The sequence below is a fragment of the Salinispora pacifica CNR114 genome (assembly GCF_000514775.1).
GTDB lineage: Bacteria > Actinomycetota > Actinomycetes > Mycobacteriales > Micromonosporaceae > Micromonospora > Micromonospora pacifica.
In genome coordinates, this window is the sequence record NZ_KI911468.1 from 31720 (window position 1) to 47062 (window position 15343).

Here is a 15343-nt window from a genome sequence, read left to right on the forward strand (position 1 = left end):
TGCTGGTTCTGCCCTCCGACGTGAGGTGGGACACCACGGCGATCATCGCGCTACGGCAGGTCATGTCCTCGAACGGCGCACGGCGAGCGGTGAACGGCGAACGGGGCAGCCCGTCGGCATGCCAGACTCCCCCGGCCTCGACGGGGGCCGGGTTACCACCCGCTACCGGTCGGCTGATGCGGCACCCCGAGCCCAAGTTCGTGATCATCGTTTGACGCCGAAGCTGGCGCGGCGCCGGCGGCACCACCCGTGCGGTTGCGGATCAACCCGCGTTGACGATCGATGCCCGCTGATGATCAGCTACGGTTCAGCCGGTCGAGCCAGCGGCGCAACTCGCCGAACGGGTCACGGTCGTCGCCGGGCTCCGGCCGCCCACGGTCCGGCTCAGGCCGTTCGACCGGGCGGCGCGGATCACCGACCAGTTCCCGGCTGGGCGCGACGAACGCCTGCTCCGGCTGCCCCTGCACGGCGGTGGAGATCACCTCAGCGACCGCGTCGATCACCTGCGCCTGCACCGCACTGCCGACCGCGTCGGTGGTGTCGTCGGGGTTCGCGGCGATGCCGGCGACCGCGATCTGCGGGGTGAAGCCGACGAAGCTCTCCGTGGCGTTCCCCTCTGAGCTGCCGGTCTTGCCGGCGACCGGCCGACCACCCAGGATCTGGTTCACCGAGGTGGCGGTGCCGCCGTTGCACTGGTTGGTCGAGGACTGCTGGCCGACCGGGCAGCGGGCGGCGTCGGTGGCGGCCCGCGCCACCTCCGCGTCGAGCACCCGCTCGCAGGAGGGTGCGACCGGCACCGCCGAGCCGTCCGGCGCGGTCACCGAGACCACCGGCAGCGGCTCGCAGTACGTCCCCTCGGCCGCGACGGTGGCGTACGCGTTGGCCAGGTCCAGTGGGGTGGCGGCGGCCACACCGAGGGTGAACGAACCCCAGTTCTCGGCGTTGTTCTCGGCGAACGCCGCGTCCGCGTCGGACCGGAAGGTGATGCCGAGGCGCTGCGCCATCTCCACCACCTTCTCCGGGCCGACCTGCTCGGAGAGCCAGACGAAGTACGTGTTCACCGAACGGCCGAAGCCGTCCCACATCATCCGGTAGCCGTCCATCCACGCCGGGTTGGCGTTGCTCGGGCACCAGCGTCCGTCGCAGCTCGCGTCGCCCTCGGCCGGGTACCGGGTGGGCAACTGGCTGGGCGCGTCGAAGCCGGTGGCGAGGGGCATCCCCGCCTCCAGGGCGGCGAGCATGGTGAACAGCTTGAAGGTCGAACCGGCCTGGTAGCCGGCGATGCTGCCGCCGCCAGAGATGAGCGGGTTCACCGTGTTCGGGTAGTTCGGCTGCCCGGCCGGGTTCTCCGCCAGGCTGTAGTGCCGGTTCACCGCCATCGCGAGCACCCGGCCGGTGCCGGGCTCCACCGCCGCGAGCGGCAGCGCCCGCTCGTTGTCGTACCCGTAGACGCTGGTGACCTGCTGCTGCGCCGTCGCCTGCAGCTCCGGGTCCAGCGAGGTGACCACCGTGTAGCCGCCCCGGCGCAGCGCCTGCTCCCGCTCCTCGATGGTCTCCCCGAAGGCGGGCTGGGTGAGCCACCACTGGCGTACGTAGTCGCAGAAGAAGCCCCAGTCGTCCGCGTCACCGGACGGTGCGGTGCAGCCGTTGGGCTGGGAGGTGGGGCGCAACGTCAGCGGCTCCACCTTCGCGGTGGCGGCCTCGGCAGCGGTGATCTCGCCGGTGGCGACCATCGCGTCGAGCACGTACGCCCGCCGGTTCAGCGCCGCCTCCTGGTCGCCGTCGATCGGGTTGTACGCCTCGGGCGACTGCACCAGGCCGGCGAGCAGCGCCGACTCGCTGAGGGTCAGCTCCGCCGGGGTCTTGGCGAAGTACCGCTGGCTGGCCGCCGAGACGCCGTACGCGCCGGCGCCGAAGTAGGCGATGTTCAGGTAGCGGTTGAGGATCTCGTCCTTGCTGAGCTGCTGCTCGAGCGCGTTGGCGTACCGGATTTCCTGAAGTTTGCGTTCGACGGTCTGCTCGGTGGCGGCGGCGCGCTCCTCGGCCGTCAGCCCGGGGTCGGTCTTGAGTACGTTGCGGACGTACTGCATGGTCAGGGTCGAGCCGCCCTGCGAGGTCTCGCCGCCGGTCACGTTGGCGACCAGGGCCCGGGCCATCCCCCGCAGGTCCACGCCGCCGTGGTCGTAGAAGCGGCGGTCCTCGGCCGCCACGATCGCCGCCTGCAGCGACGGCGCGATCTCGGCCAGCCCCACGTCGGTGCGGTTGACGTCGTAGAAGCTCGCGATCAGCGTCGTGCCGTCGTTGGCGTAGAGGTAGGAGCGCTGTGGGGTGGCCGGGGTCCGCAGCACGTCCGGCAGCGACGAGTAGCTCCCGAGCGCCGACCGGGCCGCGAACCCGAGCAGCAAATTGCCCGGCAGCACGGTGACCGCCAGGACAAGACCAGCGAGCAGGCCGGCGAGCAGCACGGTGAACAGCCGAGACAGCGGCGTACGGGGCAGGGCCATGGCGTCCAGGATTGCCAGGAAATGCGCAGACCGGCCAGCCTGAACGACGACTGTCAGCCAATTCACCGGCTACTGCCAGCTAATTCCCGGTGTAACCGCTCGGGAGGCCGGTCAGGCGGACATACCAGGCAAGGGACGACACCTCACCCTCTTCACCATGTTTTACCAGCTTGCTCCCGAATAGTGTGGTTAATGCGATTAAAGAAGTTGGCCAGTGCGATCTGGAGGGTTATCGCACCCAGTTGCTCCTCGGTGAAATGTTCGGTGGCGTCGTCCCAAATCTGGTCGGTCACGCCCGGTGCCCCGTCCTGGATTCGGGTGGCCGCCTCCGCCAGGGCGAAGGCCGCCCGCTCCGCCTCGGTGTAGAAGGGCGTGTCGCGCCAGGCGGTCACGTTGTGCAGCCGCTCCGCTGTCTCCCCCGCCTCCCGCGCCGACCGAATCGCGCCGAACACACACGGGCTGCAACTATTGATTTGGCTGATCCGCAGGTGAATCAGGGACAGCAGGCCCGGGGCGACGCCCCCGGTGTGGATCGCCTGACCGAGATGCTGGACCGCTGTCATCACGTCGGGACCGGTCAGACTTGGCATGCGCGCTTCCATCGGTGTGCTCCCTCATCGCTGTCAGCAGTGACGTGGGTCCCTTCGGACCCAGGGGACTGTCACCAACCATGCGGGAGTAGAACCGGGGAGGGTACCGACGTGTCTGAAACTAGCCCGACGACAGACCTGCCAGCCCCGTGGTGATCCGGGCCGAGACAGGTCAGCCCGCGGCCAACGGTCCGCCGGTCCCGGCCGGGCCACCGGCGGCGGGCGCCGCCGGCACGGACGTGGGAAGGCTGGCATTGGTGACGTCGCGAATGATGTCCCGGGGCAGCAGGCGGCCGGAGCGGTAGCCAATGCCGATGCCGGCGATCAGCGCGAAGATCGCGCCGAAGGTCTGCAACGAACCAAGCAGCGAACCCGCCAGGCCGAGCAGCGGCGCCGCGATCATCAACATCACGCCGTCGCCCATGCTGAACATGCCGGAACGGGCGACCGCCCAGCCGGTCGCCAGCCAACCCACGCTGTAGCAGCCGGAGCCGACCAGAACCAGGACCCGGGCGGTGGTGCCGAAGACCGGCGTCTGCGCGGCCAAGCCGGCGAACGGCAACATCAACACCAGGCCCGCGATACTGAACAGGAGCCCGATCACCGCGGCTCGTCGACTCCGGGTCGCCGCCAGCAGACCAGTCAGCGCGAGTACCGCGAGCAGCCCCAACCAGATCGCCAGCAGCCAGCTGACCAGGAAGAGCGGGCGGCCATCGGTCGGGTACGGCGCGTTGCCGATGCCCCGGTCGCTCGCCATCGAAACGATCCCGTAGAGGATCGCGTACGCGGGTAGCAGCCACACCGCCGCGCGGGCCAGCCGACGGATCGACCACGCCCAGGTCGCGTCGGTAGCCGGCAACCGTAGCGGCGGTTCCCCGATGAACGGCAACACCGCGAAGCCGCCACCGGTACGGCGGGTACCCAGTGGCGCGACCGGATCGTGCGTCCCGGCTTCCGACGCCGAGGAGCGGCGTCGCCTGTCCGCCTTCTTCATCTGTCACCTCGCTCCGCCCGAGCGGTGCGGGACGCGCCGAGGCGCCCCGAAACCTGGTCACCACCCGCCCTATGACCGATGGTGGCAGGCACCGGAGCGCCCCATGAGGTGTTCTCGTGTTATCGCTTGCGCTGGTGCTCAGTCCTGCTGGCGCTGGTGCTCAGCCCCGCCGGCGCTGGTCGGTGGCATCGTCGGGTGAGCCCTCCGCCGGGACTGGCTCGGGTGCGGGCAACTCCGCCGGAGTTTCGCCTCCGGATGCCTGCGCCTCAGCGACGCGAACCTCGTCGTGGATCTGCCGCGCGGTGTCCGCAGCGACCCGCGCGGCTTCCTCGGCCTCCCGCTCGACCTGGCTGACCCCGTCGGACGCCTCCGGCAACGGCGAGTCACCGGCCATCTGGCTCAACCCCCCCAGCGCGCCTCCCATGCCCTCCAGCGCCTTGGTCAGCTCCGCCGGGACGATCCAGACCTTGTTGGCGGAGCCGTTGGCGATCTGCGGCAGGGCCTGCAGGTACTGGTAGGCGAGCACCTTCTGGCTCGGATTCGCCTGGTGGATGGCGTCAAACACGGTACGAACCGCCTTCGCCTGCCCCTCGGCCTCAAGGATGCGGGCCTGCCGGTTACCGTCGGCGCGCAGCACCGCCGCCTGCTTCTCACCCTCGGCGGTGAGGATCTGCGACTCCTTGTGCCCCTCCGCGTTGAGGATCGCGGCCCGCCGGTCCCGCTCGGCGCGCATCTGCTTCTCCATCGAGTCCCGGATGCTCGGCGGCGGCTCGATCGCCTTGATCTCCACCCGGGTTACCTTGATTCCCCACCGACCGGTGGTCTCATCCAGCACGCCGGAGAGGTGCCGGTTGACCTCCTCCCGGCTGGTCAGAGCCCGCTCCAGGTCGAGGGAGCCGATAACATTACGCACCGTCGTCACGGTGATCTCTTCAATGGCGTGCAGGAAGTCCTCAATCTCATAGGTAGCCCGAACTGAGTCGACCACCTTGAAGTAGAGCACCGTATCTATCGAAACAACCAGGTTATCCGAGGTAATCACCGGCTGCGGCGGGAAGACAACCACCTGTTCCCGCATGTCGACCTTGGTGCGCACCGAATCAATGAAAGGCAACAGCAGATTGGGCCCCGGCTTCAGCGTACGTCGGTATCGACCGAGCCGCTCCACCACGTCCTCACGCTGCTGCGGCACGATCCGCACCGCCTGGAACAGGGTCACCACGCCGATAACCGCCAGGGCTATCAGGAGGATTGGCACAATAGTGTCCATGTTCACCTTTTCATTTCAGGTAGTTCACCGGGGCGGGAAACGTCATCTCGCCACACCTGGACCGTGGCGCCGCGCACCTGGATCACCTGCACCCGGTCACCCGGCGCGAAGACTTGGGTCGCGTCATACGAGCGGGCCTGCCACAACTCGCCGTCGATCTTCACCAGACCGTTCTCGGCGTCAACCCGCTCCAGCACAAGAGCCGCGCTCCCTTCGATCGCCCCGACCCCGAACGATGAGCCATCTTTCGGGGTCAGGTTAAACCGTCGCCGCAACATCGGCCGCGCACCCAACACAGTCAACGCCGAGACCACGGCGAAGACGACCGCCTGAATCTCCAGGGGAGCCCCGAGTGCCGCCGCGCCGGCCGCCGCGAAGGCCCCGACCGAAAACATAATCAGGAACAGCGTCGTCGTAAAAATCTCGGCGATGGCGAGCACCGCCCCGGCCACAATCCACAGCACCGCGTCCACCCCACGATCGTGACATGCCGGTGCACGTGTCATCGAATCGACATCTGGTGCGGCAGGTTCGCACGCTCCCCGGTCGGGTCGACGCCAACCAGGGCTCAGCACCACCAGACTCAGCGGCTGAGCCCTGGCTCAACCCGCCGGTTCGGTGACAAAATCGATCAACCGCTCCATTGAGTTAATCAACGGCGTCTCAACATCGGCAAAGGAGTTCACCCGGGACAGAATCCGCCGCCACAGCTCGGCGGGTTCGGCCACACCGAGCGCCGCGCAGACCCCCTCCTTCCAGGGCTGCCCGGGCGGCACCACCGGCCAGGCCGAGATGTTCAGTACGGCCGGCCGTACCGCCTGCCACACGTCCACGTAGGGATGCCCGGTCACCAGCACATGCGGCGAGGTCACCCGGGCCACCAACCGGCTCTCCTTGGAACCGGGGACGAGATGATCAACAAGTACGCCGAGCCGCCGGCCCGGACCGGGGGCGAAATCGCGTACCCGGGCGTCGAGATCGTCTATCCCGTCCAGCGGCTCCACCACCACACCCTCGATGCGCAGGTCGTCGCCCCAGATCCGCTCCACCAACGCGGCGTCGTGCACCCCCTCCACCCAGATCCGGCTCGCCTTCGCCACCTGGGCGCGGACGTTGTCGACGGCGATCGAGCCGGAGGCGGTCCGCCGCCGAGCCGCCGGTACCGTCGGACGGGAGGGGCGACGCAGCGTCACCGGCTCCCCATCAAGCAGGAACGCCGCCGGTAGCAGGGGAAAGGTACGCCGCCGTCGGTGCCGGTCCTCGAGCAGCACCCCGCCGGCCTCAAACCCGACCACCGCGCCGCAGAACCCCGAGTCGGCGTCCTCGACCACCAGGTCAAGCTCCGCGGCCACCTCCGGGATGCCCCGGCGCCGCCGCCAGTCCCCCGCCAACACGTCATGGTCGTAACGCCCTGCCATGCCGATCAAGCTAGCCCCAGCGGGTCCCCACCGCCGACCCGGCACGCCGGCCGGGGTGCGGGACGGCTGGTGCGGCAGCCGAGACAGAGGCGGGCAGGAGGACGTACCCTTTCGGCATGTCCACCCCCGCCGCTGGCGCAGCCACCCTCGCGCCACGCCGGTCCAGCCGGTTCGTTGCCTGGGTACGCGCGTGGCGTGCCGGGCTGGTGCCGTTCGACGAGGTCGCCGATGCCATCGCCGGCGACGAGGAGCATCTGGTCGCCGACGCACCCGGGACCTGGACCGATATCCCCCTACCCGCGGCCCTGCCCACGCTCGCCAAGCTCTCGCCCGACGTGATCCGCCTGGTGCTGCCCGCGCCCGGTGACCCGCGCGGGCTGCCCGGCCCGGGTGACTTCGCCGGTGCCGCGCTGCTCGCCGGCGAGGGAGTGATCGCCGGTTCACTTGGCCTGGTCCCGCAGCTGCGCACCCACACCTCCGGCTCCGGGGACGTCTTCGAGACCGTGCTGTGGCGGAGCTACCCGCTGCCGGCCGATGCGGCGGCCGCATCGCTCGCCCTCCCCGGGGCGGCAGAGGCCGAGGCGGAGTTGGCCGCCGCTCTCGCCGAGACCACCGCCACCCTGACCCGGCTCGACGTGGCTCAGTGGCGGCCGGAGCTGGCCGGGGCGTTGGAGGCGCTGCGCCGCCCCGACGGCACCACCGACCTGCCACCGGGCTTCGACCCCCGCGCCCGCCGGCTCTTCGCCCGGGCCGCCGTGCTGGACCGGGTGCTCGCCCTGGCGGGGCAGGCCGCCCCAGGGGGCGCAGTCAACAACTACGAGGCCCAGCAGCGCGACGCGGCGCTGCGCCCGTTGACCAGCGCCTGTCGGCAGGCGCTGGCCGCCGCCTGCAACGCCCCGCTACGCCCGTAGCGGCCCCGGCAGCGGGCAGCCGGGCCCCGGAGGTCGCCGCACCGGCCGACCGCCACCCTCGCCGTTAGATCTCGTCGAGCAGGTCGGCCACCGAGTTCACGATCCGCGACGGCCGGTACGGGTAGCGCTCGGCCTCCGTCCGGCTGCTGATGCCGGTGAGTACCAGGATCGTCTCCAACCCCGCCTCCAGCCCGCAGAGAATGTCGGTGTCCATCCGGTCGCCGATCATCGCCGTTGACTCGGAGTGCGCGTCAATCGTGTTCAACGCCGACCGCATCATCATCGGGTTCGGCTTCCCGACGAAGTACGGCTCCACGCCTGTCGCCTTCGACACCATCGCGGCCACCGAACCGGCGGCGGGCAGCGCGCCCTCCATCGACGGCCCGGTCACGTCCGGGTTCGTGCAGATGAAGCGGGCCCCATCGTTGATCAGCCGGATCGCCTTGGTGATCGCCTCGAAGCTGTAGGTACGGGTCTCCCCCAACACCACGTAGTCGGGCGCGAAGTCGCTGAGCACGTAGCCGACCGCGTGCAGCGCCGTGGTCAGCCCGGCCTCCCCGATCACGTACGCGGTGCCACCCGGCCGCTGATCGGCCAGGAACTGCGCGGTGGCCAACGCGGACGACCAGATCGCGGACTCCGGCACGTCCAGCCCCATCCGAACCAACCGGGCCTGTAGATCGCGCGGCGTGTAGATGGAGTTGTTGGTCAACACCAGGAACGGCCGGCCGGAGGAGCGCAGTCGGGCGATGAACTCCGGCGCGCCGGGCACCGGCTGCCCCTCGTGCACCAGCACCCCGTCCATGTCGGTGAGCCAGCTCTGGACAGGCTTGCGATCATTCATCTCGGATCCCTGGTGTCGGGCCGCCGAAGCGGTCAGGAGGGGCGGCGGGCCGGAACGCAGCAGACTGTCGGGCAGGTATCCCACATCGGCAGGTCGCCGAGGCGCCGGCGCAGCGTCGCGCCAGCCGGATCGGTGCGCTCCCGGACCAGTTCGCGCACCATCGCCACGAACCGGGAATCGGTGCCCGGCGTGGCGGCCCGGACGAAGTCCAGGCCGAGCTGCTTGGCGGTCTCCCGGGCTTCGGTGTCCAGGTCCCACACCACCTCAAGGTGGTCGGAGACGAACCCGATCGGGCTGACCACCACCCCGGTGACGCCCTGCCCGGGCAGCTCGGCGAGGTGGTCGTTGACGTCCGGCTCCAGCCAGGGTACCTGCGGGGGCCCGGAACGACTCTGCCATACCAGGTCGTAGGCCAGGTCGGGGGCAGCGGCGGCGTGCACCAACCGAGCGGTCTCCGCCAACTGGGCCTCGTACCGGCCGCCGTGCGGGCCGGCCGCTGCCGCCGCGGCGGTGGGGACCGAGTGGGCGGTGAAGACGATCCGGGTGCTGTCCCGCCGTGCCGGGTCCAGCTGGGCCAACGCCGTGCGCACCGCATCGACGTGCGGCTCGACGAACCCGGGGTGGTCCCAGAACTGACGGAGCTTCTCGATCACCGGAGCGTCCGCGCCGACCGCCGCCCTCGCGGCGGCGATGTCCTCCTGGTACTGCCGGCAGGAGGAGTAGCCGCCGAGGGCGCTGGTCACGAAGGCCAGGGCCCGCTCGACCCCGTCGTCGCGCATCTGCGCCACGGTGTCGGCGAGCATCGGGTCCCAGTTCCGGTTGCCCCAGTAGACCGGCAGGTCAACACCGTTGGCGGCGAAGTCGTCCCGAATCGCGGCGAGTAGTTCCCGACACTGCTGATTGATCGGCGACACCCCGCCGAAGTGCTGGTAGTGCTCGGCGACCTCGGCCAGCCGCTCCGGCGGCACACCCCGGCCCCGGGTCACGTTCTGCAGGAACGGCATTACGTCCTCGGGCCGCTCGGGCCCGCCGAAAGAAACCAGCACCACCGCGTCGTACGCCATGGCCCCATTCTTCCCCGGTGGCTCGGTAACCAGACGACGGCCCCCGCGGCGTAGCCCGCGGGGGCCGTCGGCCAGGTCAGGCGCCGATCGCGTGGTAGCCGCCATCGACGTGGACGATCTCGCCGGTGGTCGCCGGAAACCAGTCGGAGAGCAGCGCCAGGCAGGCCCGGGCGGCCGGCTCGGAGTCGGTGAGGTTCCAGCCCAACGGCGCGCGCACCGACCAGGCGTCCTCAAACTGCTCGAAGCCGGGGATCGACTTCGCGGCGACGGTACGCAGTGGCCCGGCCGCGACCAGGTTGCTGCGGATGCCCTTCGGGCCCAGGTGCAGCGCCAGGTAGCGGCTGGCGGATTCGAGGCCGGCCTTGGCCACGCCCATCCAGTCGTAGACCGGCCACGCCTTGGTGGCGTCGAAGGTGAGCCCGACCACCGAGCTTCCCGGGGCCATCAGCGGCAGCGCCGCGGTGGCGAGGGCCTGGTACGAGTAGGTCGAGACGTGCACGGCCGTCGCGACGTCCTCCCACGGCGCGTCGAGGAAGCCGCCGCCGAGGCAGCTCTGCGGGGCGAAGCCGATGGAGTGGACGATCCCGTCGAGGCCGTCGACGTGCTCCCGGACCTGGTCACCGAGCCCGGCGAGGTGGTCACGGTTGGTCACGTCCAGTTCGATTACCGGGGCTGGCTCGGGTAGCCGCTTGGCGATCCGCTCGACCAGGGAGAGCCGACCGTAGCCGGTGAGTACCACCTGTGCGCCGTTCTCCTGCGCGAGCCGCGCCACCGAGAAGGCGATCGAGGCGTCGGTGATGACGCCGGTGACCAGCAGCCGTTTACCGGCGAGCAGTCCTGACATGTCGATGTCTCCTCTCAGTGCCCCATGCCGAGGCCACCGTCGACCGGGATGACCGCGCCGCTGATGTAGCCGGCGGAGTCCCCCGCCAGCCAGGTGACGGCGCCGGCCACCTCGTCCGTGGCGGCGAAGCGGCCCGCCGGGATGGCCTTGCGGTACTCGGTCTTGCGGTCCTCGGGTAGCGCGGCGGTCATGTCGGTTTCGACGTAGCCGGGTGCCACCACGTTCGCGGTGATGTTGCGACTCCCCAGCTCTCGCGTGATGGAGCGGGCGACGCCGACCAGGCCGGCCTTACTGGCGGCGTAGTTGACCTGGCCCGGGCTGCCGTAGAGCCCGACCACCGACGAAATGAAGATCATCCGTCCCCAGCGCGCCCGGAGCATCTTGGTCGAGGCGCGCTTGGCGCAGCGGAACGCGCCGGTCAGGTTGGTGTCCAGCACCCCGGTGAACTGTTCTTCGGACATGCGCAGCAGCAGCGTGTCATCGGTGATGCCGGCGTTGGCCACCAGCACCTCGACCGGGCCGAGCTCCGCCTCGACGGCGGTGAACGCCGCGTCCACCGAGTCGGAATCCGTCACGTCGCAGCGGACGCCGAAGAGGCGGCCGGCGTCGGTCCCCGGGTCGGCCGCGTCGGCGCCGGGCGCCGTCCCGCTCCGGTAGGTCACCGCCACCTGGTCACCCTGCTTGACGAAGGCCTGAGCGATCGCCAGACCAATACCGCGGTTACCCCCGGTCACCAACACGGTACGGGCCACGATTCCCCCTCAGCTCGGAAGATCTCCACGTCGCGTCGGAGCCTAGGGGTTACCGGCAGGTAAGCGCTAACGCGCCACGGCGCCGGCCGCCACCGACAAGGCGAAACCACCGCAACCACCCGGCGACCGTCACCCCGCCCCGGCCCACTTCGATGCCCCACCGACCAGGGTGTACGATGGCGCCGTTTTGCGAGCTCGCCCGACGACTCGCAGCCCCTGGGCCCCGCCAACCGCTGGAGGTGATCGCTGTGCGAGATAGCGATCCTCCGAGTCGTGGCCGGGCCGACCGTCAGCCCCGCTGAGTCCCATAAGCACGGCTGACAGACCCGCTCCCGCACGCCACCGGACGCCGGCCCACCGCCGGACCGAGCACCGGTGGACGATCGGAGCTGCCGGCCACGACTTTGTGTGCGCGTTCTGACCACCCTCCCGCGGGCCTCGACGCCCGCGCCCAGTCGCCACCGGAGCCAACTCCCATGAGCCGTTACGTCGCCCCCCTGGGCTTCACCCTGGCCGCGGTCTGGGTGGCCGTCCTCTTCGTCCTGGCCGGCGGTGGTCACTGACCGCCACCGAATCCCCGTTTGTTCCGGACCCCGCCAGCGACGGCCTCAGACAATCCGGGACGACCACAACAGACTGGTCGCCCCGGCGCAGAGCGCCAGCAGCAGCGCCACCCCGGCGTACCACTGGGTGACCTCGCGCGGTTCGGTCCGGAATCCGATTGACGAGCCCATGCCCTGGTAGACCTGCTTCAGCTCGCGCACCGAGGCCGCCTCGTAGAAGTACCCGTCGGTCGTCGCCGCCAGATCCGCCAGGGCGAGCCGATCCACCGGCACCCGTTGGCGTTGGCCCCCGATGTCGACCTGGCCGCCGTCGGTCCCGAAGGCGATAGTGGAGACGGCGACATTCGCGGCCTGTGCCGCCGCGGCGGCCTCCTCCACCGACCGACCCGACGTGCGATAACCGTCGGAGAGCAACACGATCCGGGCCGGCGGAATCCCCGCCGCGCCGTCAGCCGGCACCGAACGGATCGCCTCCAGACAGGTGAAGACCGCCTCCCCCGTCGCCGTCGACTCGGCCAGCGCCAAGCCGTTGACGGCGGTGACCACGGCCTGTCGGTCCTTCGTCGGCGGCACCAGCAGGTTGGCCGCCTTCGCGAACGAGACCAGCCCCAGGTTGTAGCTGGCCGGCAGTTCGGCGATGAACTGCTGTGCCGCCTCCTGGGCCGCCGCCAGCCGGTTCGGAGCCACATCGTCGGCCTGCATGGACAGGGAGACGTCGACAGCGAGCATGATGGTGGCCCGTTCCAGGGGCTGCCGGGTGTCGATCGACGGCCGGGCCAGCGCCGTGGCGAGCACCAGCAGACAGAGGAGGAACGCGGTCGCCGGTACGTGCCGACGCCACCCGAGGCCCTTCGGCGCGATCGTACGCAGCAGCTCCACATTCGTGAACCGCAGCGCGTACGCCCGGCGGTGCAGCTGCCGCCACACGTACAGCCCGGCGAGGACGAACACCGGGAGCACGGCCAGGAGCCACCACGGCTGTAGAAAACGAATCATCGTGTCGTCCCCCGGGTGCGGGTGTGCCGCTGCGCGGCGACGAAGCGCACCATGTCCAGCAGCCAGTCTCGGTCAGTACGCAGTCTCAGGTGGGCAGCGCCCCCGGCGCGGAGCGCCGCGGCGATCTCCGCGCGCTGGGCGGCAGCGGCCTCGGCGTAGCGGTGGCGCAGCCGCGGGTCGCCCGTCCGTACCTCATGCAGTTCGCCGGTCTCCGGGTCAACCACCGGCAGAACGCCCACGTCGGGCAGTTCCAGCTCCCGCGGATCGAGTACCTCGATGGCCAGCACGTCGTGGCGCACCCGCAGCTTGCGCAGCGGCCGGGCCCACTGGGCCGGTGGCGCCAGGAAGTCGGAGATGATGACCGCCACACCACGCCGCCGCGGCGGCCGGTTCAACCGGTCAACCAGGGCACCGAGGTCGCCACGGCCAGGCCGGATCTCGGTGCCGGCGACGGCCCGGACCAGGGCCTGCACCTCCCGGCGCCCGGAGCGGGCGGGCAGTTGGGTAAACCGGCCGGGCCCGGCCGTCGGCGCATCCCGACCGGCGGCGGCCGGCTCGCTCCCGGTGCCGATCACCGCGCCGATCCGGTTGCCGCCCCGGCTGGTCAGGTGTGCCAACGCCGCGGCGGCGGCCACCACCACGTCCCGCTTGAGCCAGCGGCCGGTGCCGAAGTCGAGGCTGGCCGAGAGGTCCACCGCAAGCCACGTCTCCAGTTCCCGGTCCGCCACCGTGCGCCGCACGTGCGGCATCGTGGTACGCGCCGTGACGGGCCAGTCCATCCGCCGCACGTCGTCGCCCGGGCGGTATTCACGCGAGTCCCCCGCCTCGCTCCCCGGGCCGGGTAGCAGGCCAACGTAGTCACCTTGGAGCAGACCGTCGAGCTTGCGGGTGACGAGCAGGTGCAGCCGGGACAACGTGGCCTCGGTGCGCCTACCGGCGGTGGGATCGACGGAGTCGCGGCCGGTCGCGTCGGTTGGCCGACCGGCGGGTGGGATCACGACTGCTGCCCAGGCCACCCGGCGCCGGGTGGCACGGCCGGGGCTGGGTTGGCCTGCTGGCGCGGCGCCACCGTGGGCAGTGGGATCGTCGCCATCACCCGGCCGACGACGTGGTCGGCCGGCACCTCGTCGGCCAGCGCGTCGTAGCTCAGCACCAGCCGGTGCCGCAGGATGTCGGGCGCGATGTCCTGCACGTCCTGGGGTAGCGCGTAGTCCCGACCGCGTAGCAGCGCCAGGGCCCGGGTCGCGCGGACCAGGCCGAGCGAGGCCCGCGGGCTCGCCCCGTACTGGATGTGCTGGGCGACGTCGGGCATGCCGTGCTCGGCGGGGGTCCGGGTGGCCAGCACCAGCCGGACCGCGTAGTCGACCAGGGCATTGTGCACGAAGACCTGGTCCGCCTTACGCTGCAGCGCGACCAGGTCGGCGGTGGTGAACACCGGGGCGGGTTCCGGCGGTGTCACGCCCATCCGGTACACGATCTCCCGCTCCTCGGCGGCTGTCGGGTAGCCGACGACGATCTTCATGAGAAACCGGTCCCGCTGCGCCTCCGGCAGCGGGTAGACACCCTCCTGCTCGATCGGGTTCTGGGTGGCCATCACGAGGAACGGATCCGGCACCCGGTGCGTCTCGCCACCGATCGAGACCTGCCGCTCACTCATCACCTCCAGGAGCGCCGACTGCACCTTCGCGGGCGCCCGGTTGATCTCGTCGGCGAGCAGGAAGTTGACGAACACCGGTCCCAGTTCGACATCGAACTTCTCGCTCGACTGTCGGTAGATCCGGGTACCCATGATGTCCGCCGGCACCAGGTCCGGCGTGAACTGCACCCGACCGAACGATCCACCGACCACCGTGGCGAGAGTGTCCACGGCGAGCGTCTTCGCCACCCCCGGCACCCCCTCCAGCAGGCAGTGCCCCCGCGCCAGCAGCGCGACGACCATCCGCTCAATCATCCGGTCCTGCCCGACGATCACCCGCTTGACCTCGAACAGCGCCTGTTCCAGCAGGGTGGCGTCCGCGGCCGGAGTGCTCTGCGCGGCCGGAGTGCTCTGCGCGGCCGGCGGGTTCGACCCGTCGGGGGTCCTGGCGTCGGGCGTGCTCGGCTGGGCCACCGGTCCTCCACAGCATGATCGGTACTCGGGCGTGGTGCGGTACAAGACTGACATGATCGGTGGTGGTACGCCGCAGCGCGAACCCCGTTTCCCGCCCCGCGGTCCGATCCATCGAACTCGCCAGCAGCGGGGTGGACAGCGATCGGTACGGGACGTGTACGATTCACCCGTCGCCGGGCGGCTCCCCCCGTGGCCGCCCGGCGCTCAAACTCCTCCGCGAGCCCGCCTAGACTGGCGGGAATGGATAACCCCGCAACCCCCGCCCTGGTCTGCTCAGCGCGTGGCTGTGCAGCCCCCGCCCAGTGGGCGCTGCGGTGGAACAACCCCCGGCTACACGACGCGGCGCGACGTAAGACCTGGCTCGCCTGTCCTGAGCACCGGGTGACGCTCGGCGACTTCCTCGACGCCCGGGGCTTCCTCCGCGAGGTTGTTCCGACGGCCGAATCGCCTACTCTCGACTCGTGAGCACGTACAACGGAACCG

The 15343-nt window shown here is 70.6% G+C and carries 15 protein-coding genes; 2 read left to right on the forward strand and 13 right to left on the reverse strand.

Annotated elements, in window-relative coordinates:
- Positions 1 to 296: 296 nt before the first annotated feature.
- The 6 genes from B118_RS0127050 to B118_RS0127075 all read right to left on the reverse strand — a co-directional run bounded on the left by B118_RS0127050 (position 297) and on the right by B118_RS0127075 (position 6776).
- Entirely contained in the window at positions 297 to 2570 is a 2274-nt protein-coding gene (locus B118_RS0127050) for a transglycosylase domain-containing protein (protein WP_028193791.1), read from the reverse strand.
- A gap of 86 nt (positions 2571 to 2656) precedes the next feature.
- On the reverse strand, positions 2657 to 3094 hold the full coding sequence (locus B118_RS0127055; RefSeq protein ID WP_202902375.1) for a carboxymuconolactone decarboxylase family protein: 438 nt from the start codon (positions 3092 to 3094) through the stop codon (positions 2657 to 2659).
- Between the two features lie 172 nt (positions 3095 to 3266).
- A complete protein-coding gene (locus tag B118_RS0127060) occupies positions 3267 to 4088 on the reverse strand; it encodes a hypothetical protein (RefSeq protein ID WP_028193793.1) in 822 nt (273 codons plus the stop codon).
- Positions 4089 to 4248: 160 nt separating this feature from the next.
- On the reverse strand, positions 4249 to 5358 hold the full coding sequence (locus tag B118_RS0127065) for an SPFH domain-containing protein (RefSeq protein WP_026185825.1): 1110 nt from the start codon (positions 5356 to 5358) through the stop codon (positions 4249 to 4251).
- A gap of 2 nt (positions 5359 to 5360) precedes the next feature.
- The gene (locus B118_RS0127070) at positions 5361 to 5831 is read right to left on the reverse strand and encodes an NfeD family protein (protein ID WP_018223442.1); all 471 of its coding nucleotides are present in this window, start codon (positions 5829 to 5831) and stop codon (positions 5361 to 5363) included.
- Between the two features lie 129 nt (positions 5832 to 5960).
- Complete coding sequence (locus B118_RS0127075) at positions 5961 to 6776, reverse strand: DUF3097 domain-containing protein (RefSeq protein WP_028193794.1); 816 nt, start codon at positions 6774 to 6776, stop codon at positions 5961 to 5963.
- A gap of 116 nt (positions 6777 to 6892) precedes the next feature.
- Between B118_RS0127075 and B118_RS0127080 the strand changes: the two genes are divergently transcribed.
- Positions 6893 to 7687, forward strand: a complete 795-nt coding sequence (locus tag B118_RS0127080) for a hypothetical protein (RefSeq protein WP_018223440.1) — start codon at positions 6893 to 6895, stop codon at positions 7685 to 7687.
- A 64-nt stretch (positions 7688 to 7751) separates the two neighbouring features.
- Here the strand turns inward: B118_RS0127080 and B118_RS0127085 are convergent, their stop codons facing one another.
- From B118_RS0127085 to B118_RS0127120, 7 genes are all read right to left on the reverse strand, one after another.
- Complete coding sequence (locus B118_RS0127085) at positions 7752 to 8615, reverse strand: HAD-IIA family hydrolase (protein ID WP_018223439.1); 864 nt, start codon at positions 8613 to 8615, stop codon at positions 7752 to 7754.
- Positions 8564 to 9595, reverse strand: a complete 1032-nt coding sequence (locus B118_RS0127090) for a ferrochelatase (RefSeq protein ID WP_018223438.1) — start codon at positions 9593 to 9595, stop codon at positions 8564 to 8566. Before B118_RS0127090 ends, B118_RS0127085 begins: the two co-directional genes overlap by 52 nt.
- 76 nt (positions 9596 to 9671) lie before the next feature.
- A complete protein-coding gene (gene fabI, locus B118_RS0127095; protein ID WP_028193795.1) occupies positions 9672 to 10439 on the reverse strand; it encodes an enoyl-ACP reductase FabI in 768 nt (255 codons plus the stop codon).
- A gap of 14 nt (positions 10440 to 10453) precedes the next feature.
- Positions 10454 to 11191 carry a beta-ketoacyl-ACP reductase gene (locus B118_RS0127100; RefSeq protein WP_018223436.1) on the reverse strand — a complete coding sequence of 246 codons (738 nt, stop codon included), beginning with the start codon at positions 11189 to 11191 and terminating at the stop codon, positions 10454 to 10456.
- Between the two features lie 608 nt (positions 11192 to 11799).
- Positions 11800 to 12750, reverse strand: coding sequence for a VWA domain-containing protein (locus B118_RS0127110; protein ID WP_028193796.1), 951 nt, complete (start codon positions 12748 to 12750; stop codon positions 11800 to 11802).
- Complete coding sequence (locus B118_RS0127115) at positions 12747 to 13766, reverse strand: DUF58 domain-containing protein (RefSeq protein WP_028188380.1); 1020 nt, start codon at positions 13764 to 13766, stop codon at positions 12747 to 12749. The genes B118_RS0127110 and B118_RS0127115 overlap by 4 nt, the downstream gene beginning before the upstream one ends.
- A complete protein-coding gene (locus tag B118_RS0127120) occupies positions 13745 to 14860 on the reverse strand; it encodes an AAA family ATPase (protein ID WP_028193797.1) in 1116 nt (371 codons plus the stop codon). The genes B118_RS0127115 and B118_RS0127120 overlap by 22 nt, the downstream gene beginning before the upstream one ends.
- A 240-nt stretch (positions 14861 to 15100) precedes the next feature.
- On the opposite strand from B118_RS0127120, the gene B118_RS31460 reads away from it, so the two are divergent.
- Positions 15101 to 15325 (forward strand): hypothetical protein, encoded by a 225-nt coding sequence (locus B118_RS31460; protein WP_080635216.1) that lies wholly within the window; start codon positions 15101 to 15103, stop codon positions 15323 to 15325.
- The last annotated feature ends 18 nt before the right edge of the window (positions 15326 to 15343 follow it).